Source organism: Salmonella sp. NW38 (assembly GCF_051807745.1).
GTDB classification, from domain to species: domain Bacteria; phylum Pseudomonadota; class Gammaproteobacteria; order Enterobacterales; family Enterobacteriaceae; genus Salmonella; species Salmonella enterica.
The window spans coordinates 176,731-200,526 of sequence record NZ_JAMMTO010000004.1; the positions used below are offsets into that span (position 1 = coordinate 176,731).

The following is a 23,796-nucleotide window of genomic DNA, read 5'->3' on the forward strand; positions in this document are numbered from 1 at the left end:
GCTGCGCTTACCGGGCCGACAGGCGGCAGCTTACTGTGCCGCCGGTGTCTCCGTCACTTCCGGATGCGCCTCATCTGCTTCAACAGCGGCGGCAGTAGTCGGGACCATGATTTCATCCCACGTCGCCTTTAACGCCTTCATATTAAATTCCGGCTCGCCTTGCGGTTGCAGCAAAATTAATGCCATCTCCTGCGATAGCTGCTGACGTAAATTCTGATTGAGCATATCAACGGTCAGGCTGTTGAGGAAATTCTGACGCAGCTTCTGATACTGCTCCGGCGCGATATCCACCACCTGATTCTGCAGCGAGCGCATACGCTGTCCAGTCAAAATGTCAGTATCGGTACGCGCGTAGGTCGCGAACAGCTTTTGCAATTCGAGATTTTTCTGCGCCACCAGAGCAGTAAACTCCTCTTCCGACAAACCTTTATCGCGTACTTTCGCCAGTTCATTCGCCACCAGGCTCAAATTGGTATTGAGCTTATCATTAGGTGATTCAATGTTGATGGCGCACTGCGCGCGCAGGAACAGAACCCGGCAGTCAAACCCCAGGCCAATATCTTTCGCGTTATTTTTAGTAAGCTCTTGCTGGATATGCCAGAACAGCGCTTCACGCGCCAGATCCGCCTGCCAGTAGCGCAACAGCGCCGCCGATTCGCGAATCGGTTGCCACGGCGTATCCCACATAATGGAGAGACGATCCTGGCGCACCGCATCGGTCATAATGCTCACTGATTCCGCCCGCAGCGGCGAAAGCGTCGGCACCGGGGCGGGCGTTTCGCGTTTACCTTTCAGCGTACCGAACGTTTTATTGATCTGCTCGGCGACGGAGCGCGCATCAATGTTGCCGACAACAATCAGCGTCATGGCATCCGGGGTGTACCATTTTTCATAGAAAGCCTGAATTTTGGCTGCGTCTACCGGTTGCTTTAACGGTTCCGCGGGATCGTGCCCCAATAACGCTGACCCTTTCAGCCGATAACGCCACCAGCCCTCTTTAGTATCTGCTGGCCACGTCGCAACCATATCTTCGCTGCTTAACGCATGATTCACCGTCTCTGGCGTAATGGTTAATTTACCGGAGACGTTAGCCAGATAGGTCAGCGCTTCTTTCAGCAGATCGTTACGGTTATTGGGTAAACTGAGGTTATAGAGCGTGGAATCATAAGAAACAATAACGGGCGGCATGGGACGTTTCGGATCAAACCCTTGCTGCCATAAAGAACGTGCCTGTGCGGCATCCAGACCACCGCTTTGCGTCAGCGCGATACGGGGAATCGCATGGCTGAACCCGCTCTGTTGCGTACTTTCGGTGAGCGAACCGGTATTAACCTGGAGACGAACTTCAATACGATCGCTGGGGCGCTGAGGCGTAGCCAACACTTGCCACTGTAACCCATTAGCCAGCGTCCCCTGTTGCCATGCCGGATCGGGCTGGAGCGCATCTGCCTGCACATAGCCGGCAGAGGCCAGCATCAACAGACTGCCCGCTAAGAGTCGAATTTTTGTGCCCTGCATGTGAACCCCTGATCAACAATCCTGGTAATAAAAAGACAGCCCCGGCAGGGATGCCTGAATATGACGTAAAAACACTTCGTGTTAGACCGCGAGAACCTAAAAATGTCACGGAAGAAGTGAAATAATCCCTAAGCATCATGCTGTATGCTTTGGGCGCAGGGGTCAATTATGCGCAAACACCCGCAGTCCTGGAAGGGACTACGGGCATAAGTGGCGAGATTAGGAGGAAATTTCGTGCGTTTTGCCATCCGGCGCACGATTATTAAGCACATCGTCCAGCTTTTGGTGATCTAACTCTTTCACCCATTTGGCAACCACCACCGTCGCCACGCCGTTACCCACCAGGTTAGTCAGCGCGCGCGCTTCGGACATAAAGCGGTCGATACCGAGGATTAACGCCAGTCCCGCAACCGGTAAATGGCCTACGGCGGAGATAGTGGCCGCCAGCACAATAAAGCCGCTTCCGGTCACGCCCGCGGCGCCTTTTGACGATAGCAGCAGCACGACCAGCAGCGTTATCTGGTGGAAGATATCCATATGGCTGTTGGTCGCCTGGGCGATAAACACCGCCGCCATCGTCAGGTAGATAGAGGTGCCATCGAGGTTGAACGAATACCCCGTCGGGATCACCAGCCCTACCACCGACTTACGGCACCCCAGTTTTTCCATCTTATCGAGCATACGCGGCAACGCTGACTCGGAAGAGGAGGTGCCGAGCACAATGAGTAATTCTTCCCGGATATAGCGAATAAATTTAAAAATGCTAAAGCCCGTTACCCGTGCAATCGTCCCCAGCACCACCACCACGAAGAGAATACAGGTGATATAGAAGCAGATAATGAGCTGCCCCAGTTGCACCAGAGAACCGACGCCGTATTTACCGATGGTGAAGGCCATCGCGCCGAATGCGCCAATCGGCGCCAGGCGCATGATCATATTGATGATGCCGAAAATGACCTGTGAAAAACTCTCAATCACATTGAAAATGAGCTGGCCTTTGCTGCCCAAACGGTGCAGCGCAAAACCAAACAACACCGCAAACAGTAAGACCTGCAGAATGTTGCCGCTGGCAAACGCGCCGATCACGCTGCCCGGAATGACATCCATCAGGAAGGCAATAATGCCCTGCTCCTTGGCTTGTGCGGCATAAACGGCCACCGCCTGCGCATCCAGCGTTGCCGGATCGACGTTCATCCCGGCGCCAGGCTGCACAACGTTGACGATGATAAGACCGATAATCAGCGCAATCGTACTGACAATTTCAAAGTAAAGCAGCGCGACCGCGCCGGTACGGCCCACCGCCTTCATGCTTTCCATGCCTGCGATGCCCGTCACGACAGTACAGAAAATGACAGGAGCGATGATCATCTTAATGAGCTTAACGAACGCGTCGCCAAGCGGTTTCATTTGTGCGCCCAGTTCAGGATAGTAATGGCCAAGGAGAATACCAATGGCGATTGCTGTCAGGACCTGAAAATAAAGACTTTTGAACAGAGAGGTTTTCATAGGGTGTCCTTGAAGTAAAAACCACAGGTCTTGTAAGGTTATGAGTAACCTGCGGCCTTAAAATAACACCCACACAACATGACAGAAATGCGCCAGGATCATAATTGAAACAAAAATGTTAAAAAGTTTGAGCTGGCTCGCACAAGCGCGACCTTTTTTAACTTTTGTAATCAGGATTTTCGTGCGACAGATACCGTTCTTCAAAGATATCCGCGGGAACGGGCCGAGCAAACAGGAAGCCTTGCGCGACGTTGACTCCAGCCTGTTCCAGCCACGCGCGTTGTGCCTCGTTCTCCACGCCCTCGGCAATCAATTGTAAATTAAGACTGCGGGCCATCAGGATAATCGCCGTCACCATACTGTGATCATCTGGTAACCCATCGACAAACATTTTATCAATTTTAAGGATATCGACCGGTAGCGACTTCATATGCTGTAACTGGCGCAGCCCCGCGTAACCCATGCCAAAATCATCCAGTGCGATACGCACGCCAGCATTACGTAACGGACGTAAGATGGCGACGGCAGCGTGCGGATCGTCGATACGGCGGCTTTCAGTGACCTCAAGAATCAGCGTACCTGGTTGAATACGATAGCGGTTTAACAATTCCAGCAGCTCCGATACCATGCCAGGGTGCATGAGCTGTAACGCGGAAAGATTGACGGAGAGCGGCAATGTCACGCCGCGCTCCTGCCAGGCGGCAAGCTGGCGGCAGGACTCTTCCAGCACCCAATGGCCCACCGTGACCATCAGGCCGCAGGATTCAATGCGCTCAATCAGCCCCTCCGGCAATTCCCAGCTACCGTCCGGCTGCTGCATACGTAACAAGGCTTCGGCGCTTAATACGTTGCCGCTGCGCATCTCGACCTGCGGCTGCAGCCAAATGGCAAACTGATGGTTATCCAGCGCGGTAAGGATATCGCTCTCTTCGGTAAGGCGCTGTTGAGCGGCCTCCATCTGCGCCGGGTCAAAGAACTGGATCTGATTTTTACCTTTTCGGCGCGCGGTAAACGCGGCGGAGACGGCGCGACCATAGAGCTCTTCGGCGGTCAGATCGCCATAATACATCGCAATGCCAATACTGCAGCTTGGGCGCAGTTGAATACCCTGAATGGGTAGTCGTTCATTAATGATAGTGAGTATTTGCTGACCTAATGTGATGGCGTGCCACGGCTCTTTGACGCCGTGGGCGATAATGGCAAAGTCATAGCCGCTGACCTGCGTAAGCACCATGCGCGGCGCCAGCACCGACTTCAGCTTCTCAACCAACGTCAGTAATAGAATCTCCCGCTGCGTTTCTTGCAGCACGCCTGCCGTGTCACGCAACGTTTCGCACGTCACGATAATAAGCGCGGTGGTCTGTTGGCGGGTGATAACCTGTTCCAGCAGCGCCATTAAAAAGGCTTTATTGGGCAGCTCGGAAACCGGAAAACGCATCGCGTTGTCCGTTTGCTCCTCGCGTTGACGCTGCATAAGCTGCTGGTTGAGGTTATAGCTGCGCACCAGCATCCCAATTTCATCATCCTGATGCAGACGCGGCAACGCCAGCTGATGTCCGATCAGCTCCTGCTGCGGAATGTCGTTCAGCTCGCGGGCGATTTTGCGCAGCGGATGCACAATCAGGCGGTTTACGCACCAGGCGATGGCCACCGTCAGGATCAGCGATAAAAGTAAGTAAATGGTCACTAACGTAGAGAGCGCGCTCATGACGAATTTGTACATACGGTACGAATCCGCCTGCAATACAAGGTAGGCCAGCGGTTGCGGATTGGCGGGACGCTCCAGCGAATAAACCGGCAAAGAAATTTGTACCGGCAGTTCGAAGAGACGCGTCACCATAACCGGGACGGGGCGTTCAGGAATGAAGCGCTTACGCAACGCCTGGAACTGATTCGGCAATACCACATCGGCGCGACTCACCACGCCCGCAGGTTTAATACTTTCCAGAATGGTTTCCGCGCCGGGGAGATCCGCTTTTAAAATCGCGGAAGAAAGAGGTTCCCGAACAGATCGCGCGATGCTTTCCAGTTGCGTAGCCGTGTTGTAGCGGTTCTGCTGTACCAGATGGAACAACAAAACGGTGCAAAAGACAAAAACAAACACCATGACAACGGCCGCAACCATTGCCATCTGTTTAATTGTTAACGAGCGGCTGACGCGCAAATTGACTCTCCCTGGATATCCCGGACTGCCGCCTGAGTATACCCGATTGCAGCGGCATTAAGAGAGGCTGTATCTGAAAAGGACTTTTCTGAATAACGGTTAATGATAGCGTCTGATGGCGCTGCGCTTCTCAGGCCTACGATGCCTGTCAATTCGTAGGCCTGACGCAATGATTACCAGTCAGCGTAAGGCACCAGAGGCTGCGGCGGTAAATCCATATCCCCCTGCCAGCCCGCCGCGGAATAACGGACATACAGCAGCAGATGACTGGGGGTATAGTCTTTCGCCTGCTGAATATCGACAGCCGTACCCACAAACCAGTTGGCAGTGACCCGGCGTTCAATGAGCGCCCGTGCGGTATAGCCAAATCCTTGGCTGCTACCGCCGCCGTTGGTCTGGTCACGCGCATCCTCCTGATAATCCGCCGGGATCAAATTCATCAGCGGATAACGCGGCATGGTACGGTTGCGGGAGTGCGACCAGGATACCGAGCCGCCTAGCTCCCACGACCAGTTTTCCGTACGCTGCCGCCACATCACCGGCACCGCAAACGACAGGTATTCCTGCGGGCTATAATAACCGCCCTGACCCAGTGAATAACCGCTCAAATCCTTGTCGTAATGCCAGATCATGTTATTCAGCCCGACGGTAACGCGGCGGTTATTCTCGTTAATCACCTTATAGTAATAACCGGTCATCCAGCGCACGCGCCAGTTATCTTCCACATTTTTACCGCTCAACTGGTCGCCGCTGAGCGACGCCCAGACACCGTTTGCTTCGCCTTTATCATAGCTGAGACTGACGCCGCCGCCGTTGGCCCGCACGCCGCCCCATTTGGTGCCGGTATTGCTGCTGGCGTCCTTTTGCCCACCAAACGCCAGCAGCGAACTGGAGATCGGGCGACGATGCGCATTCAGGGTATAACCCAACGGCCCGATATCGTCGCTATAGCTGACGCCGCCGACCACATCAACGACATTAAAGCCCATCGGCGTCGTGCCGATATCCCAGCGCCAGGTCTCATTCTGCCAGCCGACCGCCACGCTCGCGCCCGTATCGGCCTGGCTACGATGTCCGCTGCATTTCTCCAGCGTACAGGTACCCCAGTTATTATCGTATTTTCCATCCGCATCCGTAGAGAAGCGGCCAACATCCATATTCACCATATCAGTACGAAAGAACGCCCGTCCGTCCGACCAGGGCGCATCCACCTGAAGCATCGTGGTATGCGCCTTCAGATCGGAGTAGCCGCCAGTCCCGCTCGACCCCCAATAATCGTGCTCCAACGTGACATTGAGATCCTGCTGACGGTACAACTCCGCCGCATCGCTACGCACGCCGCGTTTTAGCCAGTCATCTTTTTCATCATTGCGCGTCAGGCGGGTAAAGGTATCGTTATCCTGGGGACGAACCGGAGTAATCGCCGCGGCGACCATTGCCTCTTTGTAGGTCTCCAGCGCCCACTGCGGCTCGCCCGTTTGCGCCTGAAAAGCGGCGGCGTCACGCAATACCATCGCGCTTTCCATTGATGGCGGCTGTGCTTTTGCCTGCGGCGTAATGCGGTTGAAGGTCCGCGCCGCCGCCGTGATATCGCCAAGCTGGAGCTGCGCCAGCGCGACGCGGCGCTGCATGTTAAGAGAGGTGATTTGCGACGCAGGCAGCGCCGCCAGTTGAGCGCGCGCCGCGGCGTTATCGCCCTGTGCGATGTCGATTTCCACCCGCCCCAGCATGGCATCGACATTACCCGGTTCCCGCGCCAGAACGGCGTCATAAGCGGCGCGGGCCGCCGCATTATCGCCACGCTGCTGCGCCCAGTCCGCCAACGTTAACTCAATGCGCGTAGAGGGAGGCTGCTGACGTAACAACGCTTCCGCTTCGCGTTCTTTGCCGCTATCGCGCAAGCGGTTAGCGCTTTCCAGCACCTGGTTACTTTGCAATCGGCCCGCCAGTTCCTGAATATTGCTGTTCCACTGGCTGGTCGGCAGGGTATTGAGATGCGCCAGCGCCGCCCGGTCCCGATCGCTGCCGGAAAGATAAAGCCCATAAGCATAGACCTGTTCCGGATCGTTTGGCTTCTGCTGCGCCAGAGAGCGCATTTGCGCATCGGCCTGGGCGTGCTGCCCGGCCTGCCACAGATCGCGTGACAGTCGGTACGTCACCCACACGCTCCCCGGATCTAATGCCAGCCGACGACGGTGCAGTTCTGCGGCCTGCGCCCATTTGCCCTCGCTTTCCAGCGTTTCCGCCTGCTGCGCCAGACGGTCATTTTCCAGACTGCGTTCGATATCGTCGATACTGCGCCGCTGGCTGGCGGAAAGAGAAGCGATAAACGCGGCGGCTTTTTGCGGCGACTGCTGGCGATAAAGATTCGCCAGCCCGCGTACAGCATTTGTATTACCGCTATCCATACGCAGCGTCTGCTGATAATAACGTTCGGCGGCGGCATTATCTTTGCGCGCCATCGCCACATCCCCCAGCCCCAGCACCGCGTAGCTGTCGGTGTTATCCACTGCTCGCGCCTGCTGATAGAAACGCTCCGCCTGGGCCAGATTATTCGCTTTTAAGGCCGCGTCGCCCTGCTGAATTAACAGCCAGTAGCGATTGACCTTCAGCAGACTCTCCCACTTATCGCGGCTGCTGCTGTGCGGCGCCATCGCCAGCGCTTTTTCAAACTGCGCGACGGCGCGGGCGCGATCGCCACGCTGTGAGTATGCCTGCCCCAGCGCGCCGACCGCCTCGCTGTCGTCCTGCCGGGCGCTTACCGCCTGCTGCAATTGCGCAATAGCGTTGCCGCCTTCTCCGGCATTAACCGCCGCGATGCCCTGCGAGCGCGCGCGGAACGCCGGATCGGCTAACTGTTTTTGCTGCTCGCTAAGCTGGGCGCGGGCGGCAGACACGCTATCGCCTTCGCTAAACTGCGTCAGATAGTCTTGCAACGCTTTTACGCTGGCGTCGCTCACCGGGAGATCTTTTATCTGCTGGTACCAGATGGCGGAGGCCGCGCTGCGTCCCGTACTGGATTTCGCCATCTGTTTTAGCACCGCGAATCCCTCATCGCGCCGCCCGCTGGCGAACAACAGTTGCGCCAGCGCATTTTGCAGAGCGTTATTACCCGGACTGACGGCATTGATTTTCTGTAGCTGGTTAATCGCTTCGTGACGGCGGGCGGGCAATTTCGCCACGGTCGTCCAGTATTCGACCGCCAGTTCGCCCTCCGGCGGATAACCTTTAAACAGCTTGTCGTAGCTGGCGATCGCTTGTTCAGTATGGCCGGTCGTCGCCAGTAAACGCGCCTCCTGCAAAGACTGGCGTCCTTGCGGCGTGGAGAGCAGCATCGCGGTGCGGGAAGATTGATACGCCGTCGACTCCGGCGCCAGTTGCGCCAGCCGGTCAAGTAGCTTCTGCGCCCCGTCGCTATCCCCCTGACGCAACAGATAGCGGAAACGGGCGGCGATAACCTGTGGATCATTGGGGTCGATCAGCTCCAGGCGATAGAGCGACTGACGGACTAAGTCCTCACGGTGCGTGGCCTCGCCCAGCCGAACCTGCTCCAGCAACTGTTGCTGCGCGGAGGTCGCTGCGCCGGCAAGCGGTGTTAGCGCCATACCAAGCGATAAACCCAACAATGCCCGAGAAACGCCCCTTTTGCCAGGTAAGGCATTTCGACCGCCAGCCGGCAAAAAAGCGTGCATGAGACTTAACGTGAACTTACGCATTCCTGGCCCCAGTCAGGTAATAATTCACCTTTGACGGTGAAGCGAAAACGGTGCTGATCCCAGCCTTGTCCAAAGAGAGTCAGCACATAGTTGTAATAGGCATCGCTGCCAGGAAAATGGTCTGCGACCCGCTGTCGCTGCACGGCCTGGGCGTCGCGATTTTGCAGGAAAGGCAGTAAGGCGGCGGAAAACCCGACCGGCCCCGTCCCTTGCGCGTTCCCGCTGACGACATCCACTTTCTCCGGTGGAACGCCGTTTTTCATCGTTAACGTCGCCATCGGTTTAAATCGCGCCAGTAAACGCGCTTTTTGCGGATCGCCATCATGCATCATTCCCGTCCATAAATAGACGCGAATCGCATCGTAGCTACTGATCAGCGTCTTTTCCGCTTTCAACTGCCAGCCTTGCTTGCTTTCATAACGCACCCAGTCCGGCGAGAAACCTTTCGGCGCGGTTTCCAGCAAAAGCCGCAAATTGGTTTCCCGTAGCGTCGACCACGGCGCGCCAAAACGGCTAAAGTATTGCGCCAACTGCGGCGGCAGATAGCTTGGGTTAAAACGCCAGCTATTCGCCTCGGCAAAGCCGATTTTGCCAGGTAGCAGCATTGAGCCCAGCCCCGGCACATTCACGACCTCTTCGCGGGCGATGCGTTTTAGCAACGCCGTGCCCACCTCGGTATAACGCGTCTCTTTCCACAGACGACCGGCCTCCAGCAGCGACCATGCCATCCAGATATCGCCGTCGGACGCGGAGTTGCTGTCCAGCACCGACCAGGTGTCGGGATCTTTTTGCCCCCACAACCAGGCGGGCAGATGTTCACGCAGCGATCCCTGCGCCAGATTGTTTTGCGTCCAGTTAAACAGTTGCGCGAACGCCGGTCGATCGTTCGCTGCCAGGGCAAAGAACATGGCGTAGCTTTGCCCTTCGGAGGTGGTAATTTTTCGCGCATCGCCCGGATCGATAACGCGTCCCTGCTGGCTAATGTAATCTTTCTTGAACTGTTCCCACGCAGGCCAGCTACAGGCCGCCTGCGCATTTATTGCCGTCAGCATGACGATCATCGTTATCCATCCGCGCAGCATAGTCATCATGCGTTACTCATGGTCAGGGTCGAGACGACGGCGACTGAGAATACGTAGCAGACGCCACAATACCCACGCCAGTAATACCACACTGAGGGCCGCCAGTACCGCCAGCAGCACCGGGTGATTCGCCAGCGCATACCACAGCCGCTCAAACCACGGCAGATGTCCGACGTAATAGATATCGCCAACGCGCAGACTGTGAACGCCGGACTCGCGGATCACCGCCACGGAACCAAACATCGCGGCACGTTTACCGCTGTCGTTCACGGCGTCGTTCAGTAGCTGGTAGCCGCGCGGGCTGTCAGCCAGCAGAGCAATCACGCTGCGCTGATCATTAAACGGCGACTGGAAGCCCACCACCGCCGCCATCGGGCCGCTGGCGGTGACGGTGGACTGCGCATCCGCCGCACGATCGGCCTCATCCGGCATAATCGACGGGAAAGCGGTCTGCCGCATCGGGGTTTTTACCCAGCTTTGTGTCGCCTGCACCAACAGATCGATACGCTTATCATCTTTTAGCTTGCCCGGAATAGCGCCAATAATCAGCAGATCGGCGTCTTTGTCGGCTATCTGAGCGCTATCATCGGTGATGGTCAGATTAATTGCCGGGAAACCGGTCTGCCCGCCAATGGCGCCGACCGTATTCAGCAGCGTTTCCATTTGCGCTTCGGTTGGGGTCTTCGGCATCACCGCCAGCGTGTCAGACAGGTCGGCCATCCGGCTGAACGGGAAACCCGCATTGGCGAACGCGCGTAAATCCGGCATCGCGATAAAGTGGTAATATTTCGAAAAATCGATAGTGGAGTCATCCCCTATCACCACATGATTCGGTACCGGCTGGAAGGTAATACAGTTGTCCACCGACCCGCCCGGCATCGGGTTCATGTAGCGGAAGTCAAAACGTAGTTGGTTCATCGCCCCCAGTTTGAGCGCCGGAATAGACACATCCGTTTTACCATCCAGCAGTCCCTGAAGTACCGGCAAGCGCAACAGGAGTCGATTAGTTTCCTGCGTGCTATTAAGGCTAAAGGCTTGCAGGAACTGGTTATTCAGACTGATATCCAGCCGTGAACTGTCTTTGGTCGGCGGCGAGGTATAACGGTAGTTGAGATCCATATCAATACCGTTGCTACGCAGCAAATAGAGGTCCGGCGGCAGATTCAAAGAAACGTTGATGGGCGCCGGCTCCAGCCCACTCGACTGGAGCTGCTCTTCATAGGTTTTCAGCTCGCCAAAAGTGACCGGGCGATCGGTACGCACCCAGTTCGGCGCATCATACGGTTTGCGCGCCAGCAGCGGTTTTACATCGTTGACCACCACTCTGGAACCACGGAAGAGAATATTCCCTTGCGCGATACCTTTTGCCGCCTGCAACAGGTCTTTATCATCTCGACCAAACACAACCAGCAACTTCACATACGGATTATCCGGATGGCTCATCATCTCGATAACCGGCGCGTTAACCGCAGGATGATCGCGTAGGAAATCGGGGCGTCGATCGTTGGTGGCGAACACGATCGCATTGCGATCCGGCAGGTGATTATACAACACCGGGAAGCGCTGACCGCGCCAGCCCGCCCGCGAGCCAAACCAGGACGCGACAATAGAAGCCGCCTGCTGCTGCGTCAGATCCGGCATGTCAGCAAACACTATCGGCAACGTCACCGGACGGTTATCCCGCGGATCGAAAAACGGCACCGGAAAGTGGGACAGATCGTTATTCACCGCCAGCATGTTATAGGTCAGATCCAGGGCGCTATTTCGCCCGATGTCTAACCACAGAGTACTGCTGGCCGGGTTTTCACACACGTCGCGATAGTGGCCGACAAACTCCAGCCGCACCCGGTTAAAGTCGGTGATAAATAGCGGATTGATAGGTACCTGCGCCAGCGTCTTTTTCCCCAACTGCTCTTTTGTCACCGGCAGTACGCCCATCAGTTCGTCATTGAGATAAACCTTGAGCTGCGACTGAACCGGCAGGAGCGACGGCGAGGGCGTATATTCCAGATTCAGCACCGCTTTCGACGCCACTTCATCGCTGCGCATACCAAATTCAATGCCGCCGTTAGGGTTAACGCCACGCAGCGCCATACTACCCGGCGGCGGCGCGATTTGCGCAAAGGTCAGCTTGACCTCGCGCGAAGGCGCGGTCTGCGCCACGACGGGCGCCTCAGTTGCGGGCGACTGCGCAGGCTCGGTGGGTTCAGCATTTATCAATGGCGGCGTAGCAGGCGCCGCCGCCGTCATGAAAGCAGGAAACGCGCTTAATCCTATTACCGCCGCACACATCCAGGACAATTTTCTTTTCATCGCATTATCATCATTGTTGAGCCTGAGCCATAACCCGATCCGACGGCTGTATCGCCGCTTGCCGCTCCGGGCGACGCGGAATAAACGATACAATCCAGGCAATTAACGCCGTCAACGATCGGAAAATTACTTTTACTGAAGGCGGCGCGAATTCCGCGAGGTGGCGATATCCGCGGAAGCCCAGCTTCAGAATATCCAGCAAGCTTTCCAGCGGTTTATCTTCCGGGAAGCTATCTTGCCAAAGCGCCCACGTATCGGCGCGCGCGAAGGTACACTGCACAAAATCAATATGTTGTTTGGTGGTGAGCGGCATCAGTTGTAGTCCGACCTCATTGCCCGTTACGCGCACCACCTGCGTTGGAAAGACATATTCCTGCTGCCCGCGTTTAAGCAACAGATTCACTTTCTGCCCTTCCAGCACCTGCGCCTGACCGTTGATCTTGATGCCTAACCCGCCGTCGGAGAAGTCATGTACGGTACAGGAGAACAAATGTCCATCTTCGCGGGCGATGGCCCCCGGCATGGCAATCTCGACCCGATGCGCGCGCCTGACCTGTTTACTCTCTACCGAAACCGCAACCGCGCCGCCGAGAATGACCAGGTTGTAGAAGACCCACACCAGGCTAACGATGACGGTCAGCGTTTCATTTTCCGGCCCGTAATAGTATCGCCATACGCCCGCCGCCACGCCGAGCAGGTTAAGCAAGACAAGGAAGATATACGGACGCGAGATTACCCAGTCGACGTACTTCTCTTCCACCAGCCCGCCTTTCGCCGTGACGTTAAATTTCCCTTTGTGCGGATTGATCAACGCGACCAGAGTCGGCGGTGCGATATACCATGCCAGTACCGTTTCATAGATTTCACTCCAGAAAGAGTGACGATACTTGCCCTGAATCTTCGAGTTAGTCAGGCTGGCGTGGACCATGTGCGGTATCACAAATAGCGCAATCATCAACGCAGGCGCATAAATGATATAGGCGTGCAGCAGCAGAAAAGCCAGCGGCGCGGTCAGAAAGATCAGACGCGGAATGCCGGACAAGAAATGGAACATCGCGTTGAGGTAGCACAGCCGCTGTGCCAGTTTTAAGCCTTTACCAAACAGAGGGTTATCGAGGCGGAAAATTTGCACCATGCCCCGCGCCCAACGAATACGCTGCCCGATATGCGCCGACAGGCTTTCCGTCGCCAGCCCCGCCGCCTGCGGAATGCGCATATACGCTGAGGTATAACCTCGCCGGTGCAGCCGGAGCGAAGTATGCGCATCTTCCGTCACCGTCTCAACGGCGATACCGCCAATCTCATCCAGCGGCTTACGGCGAATCACCGCGCACGATCCGCAAAAGAAAGTGGCGTCCCACATATCGTTACCGTCCTGCACCAGTCCATAAAACAGCGTGCCTTCGTTAGGCGTTTTACGAAAACGTCCCAGGTTGCGCTCAAACGGGTCCGGGGAGAAGAAATGATGCGGCGTCTGCATCATCGCCAGCTGTTTTTCTTTCAGGAACCAGCCCATTGTCATTTGCAGAAACGAGCGTGTCGGCACATGGTCGCAATCGAAGATCGCCACAAACTCGCCTTTCGCGTGTTTTAGCGCATTGTTGATGTTGCCGGCTTTGGCGTGTTCATGCGTGGCGCGGGCAATGTAATGCACGCCGACATGCCGGGCAAACTGACGAAATGATTCGCGTCCGCCGTCATCAAGGATCCAGATATTCAGCTTGTCCTTCGGCCAGTCAATGCCAAGCGAAGCGTAAATGGTATTTTTGACCACGTTAAGGTCTTCGTTATAGGTCGGTACAAAAATATCCACCGTCGGCCACTGCGACATCTCTTTCGGCAACGGCACCGGTTGACGATTTAACGGCCACACCACCTGGAAGTACCCCAGCACCAGCACAATCCAGGCGTAGGTTTCCGCAAACAGTAGGATCATCCCGCACACCAGACTGACCGGGTCGTCCCAATTTAGCGTCGAGGTATAGCGCCACCAGATATAACGACAGGAGACCGTTAGCGACAGCACGATGAGCATCAGCGCGGAAAAGCGTCCCGGCATACGTCGTACCAACAGCGCAACGCCCCACAGCAATAGCAGAAAGATAAATTGCGATAGCGGGTTAAATGGCTGCGTAATACAGATCAGCGCCAGTATCAGTGAAAAGGTCACGATAACGCCCAGAATAAAACGCCGGGCGCCGTTGCTAAGATGTCCCAGCTCTTTTTCCTTTTCCAGATGCGTTGTCTTTTGACGCACCCGTTCCGGTAAGGTATCCATCCATTGATGGTAACGTCCACGAACGTCCTTCAGGCGCGCAAATGACCGCCAGCGCGGTTCATGACGTTCTTTAGTCGACGAGATCATCACCAGCCAGAGGGTCTGAATGAGGTAACGGGCCGGGTCCAGCGGGCGCGGGCGGGCGGCGTTAATATGCGGGTAAAGCGCTTTATGCCCGTCGCGAATACGCTGCCAGCGCGGATGCTCAAGCGGAAACACTATCCACGCCAGAATCATCCACAGGCAGCCGAGCGCTGCGCTAAACGGCGACGCGCCGTGGCGGCGGTAACCCTGATAGCGCTCGCTCAAACGCGCGCTAACCGGCGGGATAAGCAGCCACCGGGAAAGGGCGCTCATCGCAGGCTCCCGGCGGACGTTTTGTCGCCCGCATCATGCAGCAGGCACCAGTTCGCCAGCGTTAACACCTCTTCGGCGGCTAACGAATCGCTGCGATATTCGCCTAACGGCTGTTTCGACGCCATGCACTCCGCCATCGCCTCATCGCGATGGATCACAATGGGCAGCAATCGGCGCTGGCTTTGCAGCCAGACCTGGTACAGATCGTCCTGTAACTGACTGCCAATGCGTAAGTCATTGATCAGAATATGCGCTCCGGCAGGCAACGCCTGCTGATGAAGGCGAATATGGCAGTTAGCGTCAACCCGGGCTACCGCCAGCGTATGGTCGCAGAGGCTCACCAGTTGCCGTGTCAGCGGTGACGCGCCGTAGGGCAAGTCCAGTAAAATCCAGCTATAACGTCCGCTCGCTTTCAGCGCCTGGATAGCCGATCCGATCTCTCCCAGCGTCTCCTGCCAGGCCTGCGGATTTTCTCGCTCTTGCGCGGTGAGCTGTCCAAACGGCAGTAGATCAAGCTGTGAGGTATAACGTAATCCGGCATCGCGCCAGTCCTGGCCGTCCAGCAACGATCGCGCCCAGCCGCCCTGATGGACAAAGTCGACGTTAAACGACATGCGCAGCAGGTTATCGGGGCTGGCGTCAATCACCAGGACATTTTCCCCTAAGATTTGTAACGCCCAGGCGAGTGCTGCGGTGAGAGATGTGGTTCCCACCCCGCCGCGCACGCCCTGCAGTCCCAGAATCGCCATTCATGGCTTCCTTAATGAATGTGGTTGCGCAAATTCAGCCAGGAGTGGCCATCTTTTAACCGCCGCCGCCAACTGTTCGCGTTGGGAAATATCGGTATAATCTATTTCGGGTAGTGAAAACGCCTGGCTTAATGCCAGAAAATCATTTTGAAAAGTGTAGCCCAACGTTGGATCGGACTGAGCGCCAGGTTCATTGTTATACATTCTGGTTGCTCCTTTTTAAATATTTCTCACTGGCAGCATTACGCCCCGTCGTCAATACGGGAGAACGCGCATTTTTCATCTTTCCGTGACTTCATTTATAATGTGTAAAAATGCAAAGCGCAGAGTTACAGGGCATCCTGCCGGACAAATTGATTCACATGCTAAATCTGATGCGTTTTAATTTCAATGTTAGGTTTATTTCTGTGCTTTCGCTAGTAAACTGATAAACAGTTAAAATAGTGACATGAGGGACACTGTGGACCCCGTATTTTCTCTCGGCATCTCATCATTATGGGATGAACTGCGCCATATGCCAACCGGCGGCGTCTGGTGGGTTAACGCCGATCGCCAGCAAGATGCCATCAGCCTGGTGAATCAAACGATTGCGTCACAAACGGAGAATGCAAATGTCGCCGTCATCGGCATGGAAGGCGATCCTGGCAAAGTAATCAAATTAGATGAATCTCACGGTCCGGAGAAAATCCGCTTATTTACCATGCCGGATTCAGAAAAAGGGCTATACTTTTTGCCCCACGATTTGCTTTGTTCTGTTAACCCGACGCATTACTTTTTCATTCTTATTTGTGCAAATAACACGTGGCGGAATATAACGTCAGAAAGCCTGCATAAATGGCTGGAAAAAATGAATAAATGGACTCGTTTTCATCACTGTTCATTGTTGGTTATTAACCCTTGTAATAATAGCGATAAACAGTCCTCGTTGTTGATGGGCGAGTATCGCTCACTTTTCGGCCTCGCCAGTTTACGTTTTCAGGGCGACCAACATTTGTTCGATATTGCCTTCTGGTGTAACGAAAAAGGCGTCAGCGCCCGACAGCAGTTATTGCTGTGTCAGCAGGACGAACGCTGGACGCTATCCCATCAGGAGGAGACGGCAATTCAGCCGCGTAGCGACGAAAAACGCATTCTTAGCCACGTCGCCGTCCTTGAAGGCGCGCCGCCGCTCTCGGAACACTGGACGCTTTTCGACAATAACGAAGCGCTATTCAACGACGCGCGCACGGCGCAGGCCGCGACAATTATTTTTTCGCTTACACAGAACAACCAAATCGAGCCGCTTGCTCGTCGCATTCATACTTTGCGGCGCCAGCGGGGAAGCGCGCTGAAAATTGTCGTGCGCGAAAATATCGCCAGTTTGCGCGCCACCGATGAGCGCCTGCTGCTGGGCTGCGGCGCGAATATGATCATTCCCTGGAACGCCCCGCTTTCACGCTGCCTGACGCTTATTGAAAGCGTGCAGGGGCAGCAGTTCAGCCGTTACGTACCGGAAGACATCACCACGCTACTGTCGATGACGCAGCCGTTGAAACTGCGCGGTTTTCAGCCGTGGGATACCTTCTGCGATGCCATCCATACGATGATGAGCAACACCCTGCTCCCCGCCGACGGGAAAGGCGTTCTGGTCGCGCTGCGCCCGGTGCCGGGCATTCGGGTTGAGCAGGCGTTGACATTATGTCGACCAAACCGAACCGGCGATATTATGACCATCGGCGGCAACCGTCTGGTGCTGTTTTTATCATTCTGCCGGGTCAACGATCTGGATACCGCGTTAAACCATATTTTCCCTTTGCCGACGGGCGATATTTTCTCTAATCGTATGGTCTGGTTCGAAGATAAACAAATCAGCGCCGAGCTGGTGCAGATGCGCTTATTGTCGCCGGAACTGTGGGGAACGCCGCTACCGCTGGCAAAACGCGCCGACCCGGTAATAAATGCCGAACACGATGGCCGCATCTGGCGTCGTATTCCTGAACCCCTGCGATTGCTCGACGACACCGCGGAGCGTGCATCATGATGACCATCAGCGATATCGTGCAAATTATTCTTTTTTGCGCGCTGATTTTCTTTCCGCTGGGGTATCTGGCGCGTCATTCGCTACGCCGTATCAGTGATACAACCCGGCTGCTATTTGCCAAACCTCGTTATGTAAAACCAGCCGGAACTCTGCGCCGCGCTACGAAAGTCAAGGCAGACAAAAAATGACTCAGCATACTCAAACTCCATCAATGCCTTCTCCGCTCTGGCAATACTGGCGCGGTCTTTCCGGCTGGAACTTCTATTTTCTGGTCAAGTTTGGCCTGCTGTGGGCAGGCTATCTGAATTTTCATCCTTTACTGAATCTGGTATTCATGGCGTTTCTGCTCATGCCAATACCAAAGTATCGCCTTCACCAGTTGCGCCACTGGATTGCCATTCCCGTCGGCTTCGCGCTGTTCTGGCACGATACCTGGCTGCCCGGCCCGCAAAGCATTATGAGCCAGGGGACGCAGGTGGCGGAATTCAGCTCCGGTTATCTGCTCGATCTGATCGCCCGTTTTATTAACTGGCAAATGATCGGCGCCATCTTCGTACTGCTGGTTGCCTGGCTATTTTTATCACAGTGGATTCGGGTCACGGTGTTTGTGGTCGCCATCATGGTATGGCTGAATGTCCTGACATTAACCGGCCCGGTTTTTACGCTGTGGCCGGCAGGCCAGCCAACCGATACGGTGACGACTGGCGGTAATGCAGCCGCTACCGTCGCGACAGCGGGCGATAAGCCGGTCATCGGCGATATGCCTGCGCAAACCGCGCCGCCGACGACCGCGAATCTGAACGCCTGGTTGAACACCTTCTATGCCGCGGAAGAAAAGCGGAAAACGACGTTCCCGGCGCAGCTTCCGCCTGATGCGCAGCCGTTCGACCTATTGGTCATCAATATTTGTTCGCTCTCCTGGTCGGATGTCGAAGCGGCAGGCCTGATGTCACATCCGCTATGGTCGCACTTTGACATTTTGTTTAAACACTTTAATTCCGGCACGTCTTACAGCGGCCCGGCGGCCATTCGTCTGCTGCGCGCCAGCTGTGGTCAACCTTCGCACACCCGACTTTATCAACCAGCCGATAACGAATGTTATCTGTTTGATAATCTGGCGAAACTGGGCTTTACTCAGCATCTGATGATGGATCATAACGGTGAATTTGGCGGCTTCCTGAAAGAAGTTCGCGAAAACGGCGGTATGCAGAGCGAACTGATGAACCAGTCCGGCCTGCCAACCGCCCTGCTGTCATTCGACGGCTCGCCGGTATATGACGATCTGGCGGTCCTGAACCGCTGGTTGACAGGGGAAGAACGTGAAGCCAATTCCCGCTCCGCGACTTTCTTTAACCTGCTGCCGCTGCACGATGGCAACCACTTCCCCGGCGTCAGCAAAACGGCGGATTATAAAATCCGCGCGCAGAAACTGTTCGATGAACTGGACGCCTTCTTTACCGAACTGGAGAAATCCGGGCGTAAGGTGATGGTGGTGGTCGTACCGGAGCACGGCGGTGCGCTGAAGGGCGACAGAATGCAGATCTCTGGCCTGCGCGATATTCCCAGCCCCTCCATCACCAACGTCCCGGCGGGCGTGAAATTTTTTGGCATGAAAGCCCCGCATGAGGGCGCGCCGATTGATATTAACCAGCCGAGCAGCTACCTGGCGATTTCCGAACTGGTCGTACGCGCCGTGGACGGTAAGCTCTTTACCGAAGACAGTGTGAACTGGAACAAGCTGACCAGCAATCTGCCGCAAACCGCGCCGGTTTCAGAAAACGCTAATGCGGTGGTGATTCAGTATCAGGGTAAGCCCTACGTTCGTCTGAATGGCGGCGACTGGGTGCCTTACCCGCAGTAACCGAAAAAGGCCGCAAGGTTTCCCCTGCGGCCTGGTTCGGGCGCATGTTGCCATTACGGCGGACAGACGCTCAAAACGCGTTACTTCCTGTCACGTAGCCAGTTGACGATCACACTGGCGATAATGCCAGCAATGATCGGCGCCGCCAGATCGTGCCAGAAGGCCACGCCCAACTGCGTAAGCGTCATATAGCCGCCTTGTTGCAATGGCAACCGTTCGCGGCTATCCTTGATGTGTTGAGGATCAAGTTTAGCCTCCGTCAGGTTGCCAGGTTTATACCAGTCAACGTGCGGAGGTTTTCTCTTTCCAGCAACCAATGCCGCCGGGGATCAAGCCCCCGCAACATTGCGCCTCACCGGGTAAACCCGGCTTGCTGCTGATATTACGGCAAAATCCCCGTCCCGGCACGGCGCTAACGTACAATCTGCGTGACGCTTCGCAGACGATTACTTTTATTTGCCAGAATACATTCAGCATTTCTGAGGCTGGCAGTCAGCCGCTCAATTCTGTAAATTATGCCTCCTCGCGGCCAGTCCCGGTGATACCGAAACCCTCGTTCAGCATCCTGCGTCTATGACATATTCGCCTGTTGCGCCAGAGGAATGGCTAAAAGCAGGTATTACCGACGAACTTATCCGTCTTTCAGCGGGACCTGAAGATCCCGACGATATTATTCATGACCTTGAACGCGCCAGCAGAAAAGCAGCATTCTGACGATTGCTCGGCGAACCGCTGTCACCGGTTTGCCGCATCGGGTATCAAGGCACTATAGCCTGGTTATAGGCAGCATTCTTTATGAGAGAGCTGCCTATATTTTGGGCAGGGGGCTCTATGCAGGACGACACATTACCATTAAATAACAGTAACGCTACGACCACACCGCTTTCAACGAGATTACCGTTTACAAAATATGATTTTGGCTGGGTGCTCTTGTGTATCGGTATGGCGATCGGCGCCGGTACCGTCTTAATGCCAGTGCAAATCGGTCTCAAGGGGATCTGGGTATTTATTACCGCTTTTATCATCGCCTATCCCGCTACCTATATTGTGCAGGATATTTATCTAAAAACGTTATCTGAAAGCGAAACCTGTGACGATTATACGGATATTATCAGTCACTATCTTGGCAAAAACTGGGGCGTTTTCCTCGGTGTAATCTATTTTCTTATGATTATCCACGGGGTGTTTATTTACTCCCTGTCGGTGGTGTTTGATAGCGCCTCCTATATCAAAACCTTCGGCCTTACTGAGGCCGATCTTTCGCAGTCTATTATCTATAAAGTCGCGATTTTCGCCGTGCTGGTGGCGATTGCCTCCGGCGGGGAAAAATTATTATTTAAAATTTCCGGCCCGATGGTGGTGGTAAAAGTCGGGATCATTCTGATATTCGGTTTTGCGATGATCCCACACTGGAATCTTGATAATATTTCCGCCTTTCCCGCCGCATCGGTTTTCTTTCGCGACGTACTGCTCACTATCCCATTTTGCTTCTTTTCTGCGGTCTTCATTCAGGTACTAAACCCAATGAACATCGCCTATCGTAAGCGCGAACCTGACCGTGTGCTGGCCACCCGGATGGCGATTCGCACGCATCGCATTAGCTATATTACGCTGATTGCCATTATTCTCTTTTTCTCGTTCTCGTTTACCTTTTCGATTAGCCATGAAGAGGCGGTATCAGCGTTCGAGCAGAATATTTCCGCCCTTGCGCTGGCAGCTCAGGTAATCCCTGGCCATATCATCCACATTACCTCTACCATCCTCAATATTTTTGCCGTACTTACCGCGTTCTTTGGTATTTATTTAGGTTTTCACGAAGCGCTTAAAGGTATTGTACTGAATGTATTGAGTCGTATTATGGATGTCAAAAATGTCAACCCACTGTTACTGACATCTGGAATCTGTGTCTTTATCGTGGTGACTCTGGTTATTTGGGTTTCGTTTCGCGTCTCAGTATTGGTCTTTTTCCAGTTAGGCAGTCCGCTTTATGGCATTGTCGCGTGTATTATTCCCTTTTTCCTGATTTATAAAGTAGCGCAACTGGAAAAATTACGCGGCCTGAAAACCTGGCTTATTCTGTTATATGGAATATTGTTGTGCCTGTCGCCGTTATTAAAATTGATTGAATAAGTCGTACCGGAGAGCCATGCCCGGTGGCGCTACGCTTACCAGGCCTACAGGTACGGTGTAGGCTTGATAAGGCGCAGCCGCCATCCGGCATAAAACGCAATTAACTCAGCGGTTTCTGCGGATTTTCATCCTGATCGACGGCAAAGCAGGCCACCAACTGGCCGTCGTACTCTTTAAGCTGCGGCTGTAACTGCGTACAGGGTCCGAAGCGACGGCTGCAGCGGGCGTTGAAGGCGCAGCCCGGCGGCGGGTTCAGCGGGCTCGGCAACTCGCCGGTCAGCTTAATCCGCTCACGGCGATCGTCCGGATTCAGCCGCGGCGTGGCGGAGAGCAACGCCTGGGTATAGGGATGACGTGGATTGTTAAAAATCTGCTCTTTGGTCCCTTTCTCCACGCAGCGGCCTAAGTACATGACCATCACTTCATCGGCGATGTGTTCCACCACCGACAGGTCGTGCGAGATAAAGACATAAGACAGCCCCATATCCTGTTGCAAATCCATCATCAGGTTCAGCACCTGGGCGCGCACCGACACGTCGAGCGCGGAGACCGGTTCGTCGGCAATCACTACGTCCGGATCAAGCATCAGACCGCGGGCGATAGCGATACGCTGACGCTGGCCGCCGGAGAACATATGCGGATAGCGGTCGTAGTGCTCGGTTTTCAGCCCCACCTTCGCCATCATCGCCAGCGCTTTTTCACGACGCTGCGCTTTACTCAGGCTGGTATTGATCAGCAACGGCTCTTCCAGAATTTGCCCCACTTTCTTGCGTGGGTTCAGGGAACCGTAGGGGTTCTGAAACACAATCTGAATTTTCTGCCGCCGCAGTTTCTGCGCGTGCGGATCGTGTTTGAGCAGATCCTGCCCCTGGTAATAAAGCTCGCCGCCGGTTGGCGTTTCAATCATCGTCAGCAGGCGGCCCAGTGTGGATTTTCCACAACCGGACTCCCCCACTACGGCCAGCGTTTTACCGCGTTCGAGATTAAACGACACGCCGTCCAGCGCTTTTACCAGCCGTTCCGGAGAAAAGATCCCCTTCTTCACCGGATAGTGTTTTTTCAGGTCGATAGCCCGCAACAGCGGCTGTTGCAAGGTGGCCTCATGCGTGCTCATAGTGTGGGCCTCCCGGCATCATCAAGTGGGTAATGACATTTTGACTGACGTCCATCGTCCAGTTGGTTGAGAGCAGGTTCTTCCGCACGGCATCTGTCCGTGGCGTAGGGGCAGCGCGGGTTAAGCAGACAGCCCGTCGGTCGGTCATATTTCCCCGGCACCACGCCCGGCAGCGACGCCAGACGCGCTTTATCTTGCGCAAACTCTGGTAACGCACGTAGCAATGCCTGGGTATACGGATGACGCGGCGCGCGGAAAATATCCTGCGCAGCGCCTGTTTCGACGACCTGCCCGGCGTACATGACGATAATTTTGTGCGCCGCTTCCGCCACCAGCGCCAGGTCATGGGTAATCAGCACCAGCGCCATGTTCTCTTTTTGCTGCAACTCCAGCAGCAGCTCAATGATTTGCGCCTGAATGGTCACATCCAGCGCCGTGGTCGGTTCATCGGCAATTAACAGCTTTGGTCGACAGGCTATTGCCATCGCAATCATCACGCGCTGACTCATGCCGCCAGAAAGCTGGTGCGGATAGACATCCAGACGAGAAGCCGGATCGGGAATACCCACCTGGTTCAACAGGTCAATCGCTCGCTGACGACGGGTTTTCTTGTTCCCGCCCTGATGTACCTTGATGGCTTCCATAATCTGAAAGCCAACGGTATAGCAAGGATTGAGGCTGGTCATCGGGTCCTGGAAAATCATCGCCACTTCAGCGCCCACCAGGTTGCGACGTTCCTTCTCGGAAATGCGCTTCAGATCCTGTCCGTTAAAGAGCAGGTTTTCCGCCATCACGCGGCCTGGGTAATCGATAAGCCCCATAATCGCCAGCGAGCTGACGGATTTGCCGGAGCCAGACTCGCCGACAATACCGACCACCTCACCCTGCTTCACGCTGTAGCTAATGCGGTCGACGGCTTTGAACGGTGTCCCTTCATCGCCGAAGTGCACCGATAATTGATCTACATTTAATAACGCCATCTCGAACC

16 protein-coding genes and 1 pseudogene are annotated in these 23,796 nt (G+C 55.1%); 5 read left to right on the forward strand and 12 right to left on the reverse strand.

From position 1 onward, the window contains the following. Positions 1-30: 30 nt before the first annotated feature. The 9 genes from NA624_RS09160 to bcsR form a co-directional block, all read right to left on the reverse strand. Entirely contained in the window at positions 31-1,518 is a 1,488-nt protein-coding gene (locus NA624_RS09160) for a M16 family metallopeptidase (protein WP_001163182.1), read from the reverse strand. A gap of 219 nt (positions 1,519-1,737) precedes the next feature. Beyond that, positions 1,738-3,024, reverse strand: a complete 1,287-nt coding sequence (gene dctA / locus NA624_RS09165; RefSeq protein WP_000858228.1) for a C4-dicarboxylate transporter DctC — start codon at positions 3,022-3,024, stop codon at positions 1,738-1,740. Between the two features lie 157 nt (positions 3,025-3,181). Then, entirely contained in the window at positions 3,182-5,188 is a 2,007-nt protein-coding gene (hmsP, locus tag NA624_RS09170; RefSeq protein ID WP_001266362.1) for a biofilm formation regulator HmsP, read from the reverse strand. Between the two features lie 173 nt (positions 5,189-5,361). After that, the gene (gene bcsC / locus NA624_RS09175; protein ID WP_001225208.1) at positions 5,362-8,904 is read right to left on the reverse strand and encodes a cellulose synthase complex outer membrane protein BcsC; all 3,543 of its coding nucleotides are present in this window, start codon (positions 8,902-8,904) and stop codon (positions 5,362-5,364) included. Continuing rightward, the gene (gene bcsZ / locus NA624_RS09180) at positions 8,886-9,995 is read right to left on the reverse strand and encodes a cellulose synthase complex periplasmic endoglucanase BcsZ (RefSeq protein WP_000988803.1); all 1,110 of its coding nucleotides are present in this window, start codon (positions 9,993-9,995) and stop codon (positions 8,886-8,888) included. Before bcsZ ends, bcsC begins: the two co-directional genes overlap by 19 nt. Before the next feature lie 3 nt (positions 9,996-9,998). Next, entirely contained in the window at positions 9,999-12,299 is a 2,301-nt protein-coding gene (bcsB, locus tag NA624_RS09185) for a cellulose biosynthesis cyclic di-GMP-binding regulatory protein BcsB (protein ID WP_000823821.1), read from the reverse strand. A 10-nt stretch (positions 12,300-12,309) separates the two neighbouring features. Then, a complete protein-coding gene (gene bcsA / locus NA624_RS09190; protein ID WP_001275333.1) occupies positions 12,310-14,934 on the reverse strand; it encodes a UDP-forming cellulose synthase catalytic subunit in 2,625 nt (874 codons plus the stop codon). Beyond that, the gene (gene bcsQ, locus NA624_RS09195) at positions 14,931-15,683 is read right to left on the reverse strand and encodes a cellulose biosynthesis protein BcsQ (RefSeq protein WP_000996123.1); all 753 of its coding nucleotides are present in this window, start codon (positions 15,681-15,683) and stop codon (positions 14,931-14,933) included. The genes bcsA and bcsQ overlap by 4 nt, the downstream gene beginning before the upstream one ends. After that, entirely contained in the window at positions 15,684-15,887 is a 204-nt protein-coding gene (bcsR, locus tag NA624_RS09200) for a cellulose biosynthesis protein BcsR (RefSeq protein ID WP_000282619.1), read from the reverse strand. A 244-nt stretch (positions 15,888-16,131) separates the two neighbouring features. Between bcsR and bcsE the strand changes: the two genes are divergently transcribed. Genes bcsE through bcsG form a run of 3 tightly spaced genes read left to right on the forward strand, consistent with a single transcriptional unit; the run spans position 16,132 to position 19,564 of the window. Continuing rightward, positions 16,132-17,703: a cellulose biosynthesis c-di-GMP-binding protein BcsE gene (bcsE, locus tag NA624_RS09205; protein ID WP_001205761.1), complete on the forward strand. Its 1,572-nt coding sequence runs from the start codon at positions 16,132-16,134 to the stop codon at positions 17,701-17,703. Beyond that, a complete protein-coding gene (gene bcsF, locus NA624_RS09210; RefSeq protein WP_000988321.1) occupies positions 17,700-17,891 on the forward strand; it encodes a cellulose biosynthesis protein BcsF in 192 nt (63 codons plus the stop codon). Before bcsE ends, bcsF begins: the two co-directional genes overlap by 4 nt. Further along, entirely contained in the window at positions 17,888-19,564 is a 1,677-nt protein-coding gene (bcsG, locus tag NA624_RS09215; RefSeq protein WP_000192009.1) for a cellulose biosynthesis protein BcsG, read from the forward strand. The genes bcsF and bcsG overlap by 4 nt, the downstream gene beginning before the upstream one ends. Positions 19,565-19,644: 80 nt before the next feature. Here bcsG and NA624_RS09220 read toward each other — a convergent pair whose 3' ends face one another. Continuing rightward, positions 19,645-19,752 (reverse strand): type I toxin-antitoxin system toxin Ldr family protein, encoded by a 108-nt coding sequence (locus tag NA624_RS09220; RefSeq protein WP_001537650.1) that lies wholly within the window; start codon positions 19,750-19,752, stop codon positions 19,645-19,647. A 373-nt stretch (positions 19,753-20,125) separates the two neighbouring features. Between NA624_RS09220 and NA624_RS09225 the strand changes: the two are divergent. Together NA624_RS09225 and NA624_RS09230 are read left to right on the forward strand one after the other, a co-directional pair. Further along, a pseudogene (locus tag NA624_RS09225) lies at positions 20,126-20,278 on the forward strand (PLP-dependent transferase); the annotation flags it as partial. A gap of 117 nt (positions 20,279-20,395) precedes the next feature. Next, complete coding sequence (locus NA624_RS09230; RefSeq protein ID WP_001150175.1) at positions 20,396-21,694, forward strand: aromatic amino acid transport family protein; 1,299 nt, start codon at positions 20,396-20,398, stop codon at positions 21,692-21,694. 100 nt (positions 21,695-21,794) lie between these two features. On the opposite strand, the gene dppF is transcribed toward NA624_RS09230, so the two are convergent. Both dppF and dppD read right to left on the reverse strand, forming a co-directional pair. Next, positions 21,795-22,808, reverse strand: coding sequence for a dipeptide ABC transporter ATP-binding subunit DppF (dppF, locus tag NA624_RS09235; RefSeq protein WP_000103563.1), 1,014 nt, complete (start codon positions 22,806-22,808; stop codon positions 21,795-21,797). Continuing rightward, a complete protein-coding gene (dppD, locus tag NA624_RS09240) occupies positions 22,805-23,788 on the reverse strand; it encodes a dipeptide ABC transporter ATP-binding protein (protein WP_001196509.1) in 984 nt (327 codons plus the stop codon). The genes dppF and dppD overlap by 4 nt, the downstream gene beginning before the upstream one ends. Positions 23,789-23,796 lie beyond the last annotated feature (8 nt).

Excerpts from the sequence above, each read along its gene's own strand:
- NA624_RS09220 (WP_001537650.1), bottom strand. The coding sequence starts at position 19,752 with ATGACGCTTACGCAGTTGGGCGTGGCCTTCTGGCACGATCTGGCGGCG.
- bcsG (WP_000192009.1), top strand. The coding sequence starts at position 17,888 with ATGACTCAGCATACTCAAACTCCATCAATGCCTTCTCCGCTCTGGCAA.
- bcsZ (WP_000988803.1), bottom strand. The coding sequence starts at position 9,995 with ATGATGACTATGCTGCGCGGATGGATAACGATGATCGTCATGCTGACG.
- NA624_RS09160 (WP_001163182.1), bottom strand. The coding sequence starts at position 1,518 with ATGCAGGGCACAAAAATTCGACTCTTAGCGGGCAGTCTGTTGATGCTG.
- bcsB (WP_000823821.1), bottom strand. The coding sequence starts at position 12,299 with ATGAAAAGAAAATTGTCCTGGATGTGTGCGGCGGTAATAGGATTAAGC.
- NA624_RS09230 (WP_001150175.1), top strand. The coding sequence starts at position 20,396 with ATGCAGGACGACACATTACCATTAAATAACAGTAACGCTACGACCACA.
- bcsQ (WP_000996123.1), bottom strand. The coding sequence starts at position 15,683 with ATGGCGATTCTGGGACTGCAGGGCGTGCGCGGCGGGGTGGGAACCACA.
- dppD (WP_001196509.1), bottom strand. The coding sequence starts at position 23,788 with ATGGCGTTATTAAATGTAGATCAATTATCGGTGCACTTCGGCGATGAA.
- bcsA (WP_001275333.1), bottom strand. The coding sequence starts at position 14,934 with ATGAGCGCCCTTTCCCGGTGGCTGCTTATCCCGCCGGTTAGCGCGCGT.
- bcsC (WP_001225208.1), bottom strand. The coding sequence starts at position 8,904 with ATGCGTAAGTTCACGTTAAGTCTCATGCACGCTTTTTTGCCGGCTGGC.
- bcsE (WP_001205761.1), top strand. The coding sequence starts at position 16,132 with ATGAGGGACACTGTGGACCCCGTATTTTCTCTCGGCATCTCATCATTA.
- bcsF (WP_000988321.1), top strand. The coding sequence starts at position 17,700 with ATGATGACCATCAGCGATATCGTGCAAATTATTCTTTTTTGCGCGCTG.
- dppF (WP_000103563.1), bottom strand. The coding sequence starts at position 22,808 with ATGAGCACGCATGAGGCCACCTTGCAACAGCCGCTGTTGCGGGCTATC.
- dctA (WP_000858228.1), bottom strand. The coding sequence starts at position 3,024 with ATGAAAACCTCTCTGTTCAAAAGTCTTTATTTTCAGGTCCTGACAGCA.
- bcsR (WP_000282619.1), bottom strand. The coding sequence starts at position 15,887 with ATGTATAACAATGAACCTGGCGCTCAGTCCGATCCAACGTTGGGCTAC.